This is a genomic window from Nocardia sp. NPDC004718 (genome assembly GCF_053601535.1).
In genome coordinates, this window is the sequence record NZ_JBSGCA010000116.1 from 1 (window position 1) to 5,242 (window position 5,242).

The 5,242-nt window shown below is 63.9% G+C and carries 4 protein-coding genes and 3 pseudogenes; 5 read left to right on the plus strand and 2 right to left on the minus strand.

What is annotated here, in order from left to right; all coding sequences use genetic code 11:
* Window positions 1-120 precede the first annotated feature (120 nt).
* Together ACWEH3_RS35585 and ACWEH3_RS35590 are read right to left on the minus strand one after the other, a co-directional pair.
* Window positions 121-996, minus strand: a complete 876-nt coding sequence (locus tag ACWEH3_RS35585; protein ID WP_450026658.1) for an MFS transporter — start codon at window positions 994-996, stop codon at window positions 121-123.
* On the minus strand, window positions 996-1,757 hold the full coding sequence (locus tag ACWEH3_RS35590) for an SDR family oxidoreductase (protein ID WP_450026660.1): 762 nt from the start codon (window positions 1,755-1,757) through the stop codon (window positions 996-998). Before ACWEH3_RS35590 ends, ACWEH3_RS35585 begins: the two co-directional genes overlap by 1 nt.
* Window positions 1,758-2,680: 923 nt before the next feature.
* Between ACWEH3_RS35590 and ACWEH3_RS35595 the strand changes: the two are divergent.
* The 5 genes and pseudogenes from ACWEH3_RS35595 to ACWEH3_RS35615 form a co-directional block, all read left to right on the plus strand.
* A pseudogene (locus tag ACWEH3_RS35595) lies at window positions 2,681-3,110 on the plus strand (reverse transcriptase domain-containing protein); the annotation flags it as partial.
* 300 nt (window positions 3,111-3,410) lie between these two features.
* Window positions 3,411-3,629, plus strand: a complete 219-nt coding sequence (locus ACWEH3_RS35600; RefSeq protein WP_452358494.1) for a hypothetical protein — start codon at window positions 3,411-3,413, stop codon at window positions 3,627-3,629.
* A 10-nt stretch (window positions 3,630-3,639) separates the two neighbouring features.
* A pseudogene (locus ACWEH3_RS35605) lies at window positions 3,640-3,744 on the plus strand (group II intron maturase-specific domain-containing protein); the annotation flags it as partial.
* A gap of 15 nt (window positions 3,745-3,759) precedes the next feature.
* Window positions 3,760-3,945 (plus strand): annotated as a pseudogene (locus ACWEH3_RS35610) (reverse transcriptase domain-containing protein); the annotation flags it as partial.
* Between the two features lie 578 nt (window positions 3,946-4,523).
* Window positions 4,524-5,242 (plus strand): reverse transcriptase/maturase family protein (locus ACWEH3_RS35615; RefSeq protein ID WP_450026662.1); only part of this gene is annotated, 719 nt, incomplete at its 3' end.

The window sequence follows — 5,242 nt, forward strand, 5'->3', positions numbered from 1 at the left end:
CGCATGGCTCCACTTCTACAATCACCACCGAGCCCACTCCGCCCTCGGAGGTCGGCCACCGGTCACCCGGCTGACCAACCTCCCCGGACATCACAGCTAGTCCGAGCAGCAGCACCGAGATCACGACGGGGATTGGATACTTGGCGGTGAGTGCGAGCGTGGCCGAGGTGATGAATAGTCCGCCGAAGCTGATAGCGAGGATGCCGAGGTGGTGGTGTCGGCGGCGCGACCGCCGACCATGATGCCGAGCAGGGCGCCGATACCGTATGTCAGCAGGATTGCGGTCACCCAGTCGGCATCGAGACCGGTGGTGTCGATCAGCATGGCCCCCAAGTAGGAGAACGTGCCCAGTAGCGCGCTGGTTGAGACCGCGGTCATGGCGTAAGACAGCCATAGCCTCGGTATGGCGAGGCCGCGCAGTTCGTCGCGGACCCGTGTCGTGATTGCGGAACGGGGAGCAGGCACCAGAGCGAGCACGGCGACAATGGCCAAGGTGTTGAGTGCGGCCACGTCCCAGAACGCTGCTCGCCAGCCGAGCTGCTGACCGATCCACGTCCCTTCGGGCAGACCGATCACGGTAGCGACAGTCAGACCGCCGGCGACGATGCTCATCGCACGTCCACGCCGGTCGGGCGGGGCAAGCGCCATGGCAGTGCTGCCGCCGACGGCCCAGAATCCCGCATAGACGAAGGCGCCAACGAACCGGGCAGCGAACAGCACGGCGTAGCTCGAGGTCAGCGCGCCCGCGGCATGGGCGAGCACGAAGATCGCCAGGAAGCCGACCATCGCGTGTTTGCGTGGCCAGTGCAATGTGAGGACCGCCAGGGTGGGCGCGCCGACGAGCATGCCGAGCGCAAAGCCGGAGATCAGCAGCCCTGCCTGCGGGATACTGACACCGAGATCGGTCGCCAGCTCCGGTAGTAGGCCCGCGAGCATCAGCTCACTGCTGCCCTGGGCGAAGATTGCGAATTCGATGATCAGGACCGAACTCGGCATCACAGCATCGACCCGCCGCTGGCGTCGATCCACTGCCCAGTCACCCATCGTGCCTCGTCGGAGGCGAGGAACGCGACGATGTCGGCGATATCCGCCGGCTGCGCGACGCGGTTCAACGGGGACAGAGCGGCGACCGCGGCACGCCCATCCTCCGTGGCGAGCCTTGCGGTGTTCATGTCCGTGTCGGTCACGCCGGGCCCAACAGCGTTGACCGTGATGCCACGCGAGCCGAGTTCCTTGGCAAGCGTGGCTGTCAGCGAGTCGAGCGCCGCCTTCGACATCGCGTACGTCATCAGCTCTGGCATCCGCGAACCGTGGGTGAACCGAGTGGAGATGTTCACGATCCGGCCCCCATCACGCAGTCGCGACAGGCCATGCTGGGCAAGGAAGAACGGCGCCTTGGTGTTGACCGCGAAGACCTCGTCATAGGTCGCTTCGCCGACCTCGGCGAAGCGAATGCGGCCGCCCACGACGCCTGCATTGTTGATCAGAATGTCCACGCCGTCGGCGTGCTCATCGAACGCTGCCCACACCGCCTCGGCATCCCCCGGGACTCCGAGCCGAGCCTGAATTATGAAAGCCTGGCCACCACCGTCGATGATTTCCTCCATGGTTAGCTCGGCGGCCTCGGCGCTGCTGCCGTAGTGCACCCCAACTCGAGCGCCATCACGAGCCAATCGAAGCGCGATCGCCCGGCCGATCCCTCGCCCCGCGCCGGTCACTAGCGCCGTCTTGCCTATCAGTGAGCTCACTACCAGCACCTCCTATTATATATTGATCGTTACAAAAGTGGAAATTAGCAGATTAACTAGCGATCGCTATAGAATCTTTTTCTGGCCCTCGACGCATGAACGTCGCCCCCGGGTGTGTGGCTTGTTCTTCTGCCAAGCCGTCGAGGCGAGGTGGTCGTTGGCCATGGCGCGGAAGACGGCGTCGGAGATTCGGCGCCTGAGGACTCGCGGTGCCTGCATGCCGCCGTCGTCGGCAGCGACCTTGGTGATGCGGGTGCCGATCTCGGCGGCGAGGTCATCGATCTCAACGGTCAGGCGACGGCAGTGCTCGACCAGGGTCCCTGCGACGCGCGAGAAGTCCGGTGATCTGTGTCAGATATGTTGTGACTCGGTCGAATGTGCTGGTCCGGTCGAGTTTCTCCGGTGGGGTCCATGCTGGGTCGAGTTCGTGCAGGTGCCAGCGCAGCCGGGCGATGATGCGGGTGCGTTCGGCGACCAGGTCTTCGCGGTGGTCGACCAGCAGGCGAATCTCGTGTTCGACGCTGTCGAGCCGAGCAACAGGCAGGTCTGGTGCCGCAATGCGGCGCGGGCGATGGCGAGCGTCGCTCGGGGGATAGACGCACCGACCGTCGAACGGGCCGGGCTGGGCGGAGCCGCCGTAGTAGTCCGAGGCCGGGAAAGCCGGTCACATGGCCAAGGGAGGCAGCGGTCTTCGAGAGAGGACGGATGCTGTAATGCCGAAAGACGCGCCGCCGAACGGTGACGCCGCGTCGGTGGGCTCTGCGGGGCCGCGCCGGCGGGTATCGGAGATGCAGGCCAAGCTTCACCGTTGGGCGGCGGCCGATCCTGGCCGCCGGTTCGATGACCTGTTCAACTTCGTGCACGACCCGGCGACGCTGATCGTGGCGTCCGACCGGGTCGCGGGCAACCACGGAGCCCGCACTCCCGACGTCGACGGCATGACCGTCATCGATGTCGACGAGCGGATCGGGGTTCCGGGGTTTCTGGAGGATCTACGAGCCTCGTTGAAAGACAGGTCTTTACGGCCGCTGCCGGTGCGGGAACGCAAGATCCCTAAACCGGGAGGGGCGGGGAAGGTGCGCCGTCTCGGGATTCCGACGGTGACCGATCGGGTCGTTCAGGCCGCGCTGAAGCTGGTGCTGGAACCGATCTTCGAGGCCGACTTCGAGCCGGTCTCCTACGGGTTCCGACCCAACCGGCGGGCGCAGGACGCGACCGCCGAGATCCACTACTACGGCACCTGCGGTTACCGATGGGTGCTGGATGCGGATATCGAGGCGTGTTTCGACCGGATCGACCACACGGTCCCTGATGGACCGAGTTCGGTTGCGGGTCAAAGACAAACGGGTCCTGATGCTGGTCAAAGCATTCCTGAAAGCCGGGATCCTTACCGAGCTCGGCGAGAACCAGGACACCATGACCGGCACGCCTCAGGGAGACATCCTCTCGCCACTGCTGGCCAACATCGCGTTGAACATGCTCGATGAGCAGGTGATGGCGCCGTGGAAGCCAGGCGGGACGATGGCCAGTGAGGCCAAGCGGGCCTACCGTCGCCGGAAAGGATTGCCGACGTGGCGGACGTCCGCTACGCCGACGACTTCCTCGTGGTGGTCCATGGGGACCGAGCACGACGCGACGGAAATGCGTGAAGGGGTCGGGAAAGTGCTTGCACCACTCGGGCTTCGGCTTTCGCCGGAGAAGACTGCGGTGCGGCACCTGTCGGACGGGGTCGATTTCTTGGGATTCCACATCCAGTGGCGTCGCAAGCGAGGCACGGACAAGTGGTTCGTCTACACCTTCGTCGGTGACCGGCCCATCCGGTCGCTGAAGGCGAAGGTCCGTGCCCTGACCCATCGGTTGTCCCAGCAGAGTCTGAGCTAGTCTGAGCTATGTGATCACTCGGCTCAACCAGATTCTGCGTGGTTGGTCCAATTACTTCAAGCATGCCGTGGCAAAAACTCGGTTCGCCGTTCTCCAGAAGTTCGTCTGGAAGCGAATGATCGTGATGTTGCAGATTCGGCATCGCTGGAATTGGACCGATATCCGCCGCCGCTACATCACCCGCACCGGGCGGTGGTTGCCTATCACAGCGGCGGACGGGACGGTGTTGTTCAACCTGAACAGTGTGACAGTGAGCCGTTATCGCTGGCGGGGCAACAGGATCCCGAACCGATGGACGGCCCTTCAATCAGCCTGACGGCAGAAACCGTGGAGAGCCCGTTGCGTTGAGAGGCGCACGTCGGGTGTGCGCCGTGTGGCGCTGTGTTGCATCCCCGGTGCAGCCGGGAGGAACTCGGAAGGAGGTTCTTGGGTCACCTGACTACCTGGAGGTGAAAGCTGAAGGGGACAACAGCATGTCAGGGAAGCGGTAGCCGTCTGGAGGCGTTCGGGGCGGGGTGCCGCGAGACCCGCGCGATATGGTCAAGGCTGGATTGCTTGAAGCCCAATCCCCAGCGATGAAAGTGCGCATCCGCCGGAACAACGCCTGAAACCGGTGGCACATCGTGTCCGGGTATGAACCCGAGACCCGGGCAACTTCCGTGGTGTGCGGCACCACCCGGTGAGGGTGGGCAAGGGGATGAGTGGGCGGCCTACGTCGTGCTCGGACGTGCAACGCAGACGTACCACGGGATCGCCTACGGGGTGCGAGCCCTATGGCGACGGAGTGTTCGTAGTAGTCGCGGGAGTAACGCCTCGCCGAGGAGCCCGGGAAAGCCGGAGCGCAGGGCGAAGGGACACAGGTGTTTCGATGGTGATGACCGGGAGGTATGCGAAATGCAGGACGCTGAAACGGTCCTCGCTGTCATTCGGGAACGCGGCAGGCGTGGCCTGCCGTTGGAGCAGTTGTATCGGCAGCTGTTCAACAAGGAACTGTTCCTATTGGCCTACGGGCGCATCTATTCCAACGAAGGAGCGATGACGCCGGGGGTCACCGGGGAAACCGTGGACGGCATGTCCCTGGCCAAGATCGAGGCGATCACCGACGCGTTGCGGCGTGAGTCGTATCGGTGGTCTCCGGCCAGGCGGGTGTATATCCCGAAGAAAAATGGGCGTAGACGCCCACTGGGTATGCCACCGTGGTCGGACAAGATCGTCGCGGAGGTAGTGCGCATGCTGCTCGACGCGTACTACGACGTCCGGTTCTCCGACCACTCCCATGGCTTCCGGCCGGGCCGGGGCTGCCATACCGCTCTTGATGAGGTGGTGTCGGTCTGGAAGGGAACACGTTGGTTCATCGAGGGTGATATATCCGACTGCTTCGGGTCTCTCGACCACAAGGTCATGCTCGCGACGCTGTCGGAACACATCCACGACGGCCGGTTCCTGCAACTGATCGAGCGGATGCTCAAAGCCGGGTATCTGGAGGACTGGCAGTGGCATGCAACGCTTTCCGGCGCGCCACAAGGCGGTATCGCATCGCCCGTCATGTCCAACATCTATCTGGATCGACTCGACCGGTTCGTGGAACAGCAATTGATACCGGAATACACCCA

Excerpts from the sequence above, each read along its gene's own strand:
- ACWEH3_RS35585 (WP_450026658.1), bottom strand. The coding sequence starts at position 996 with ATGCCGAGTTCGGTCCTGATCATCGAATTCGCAATCTTCGCCCAGGGC.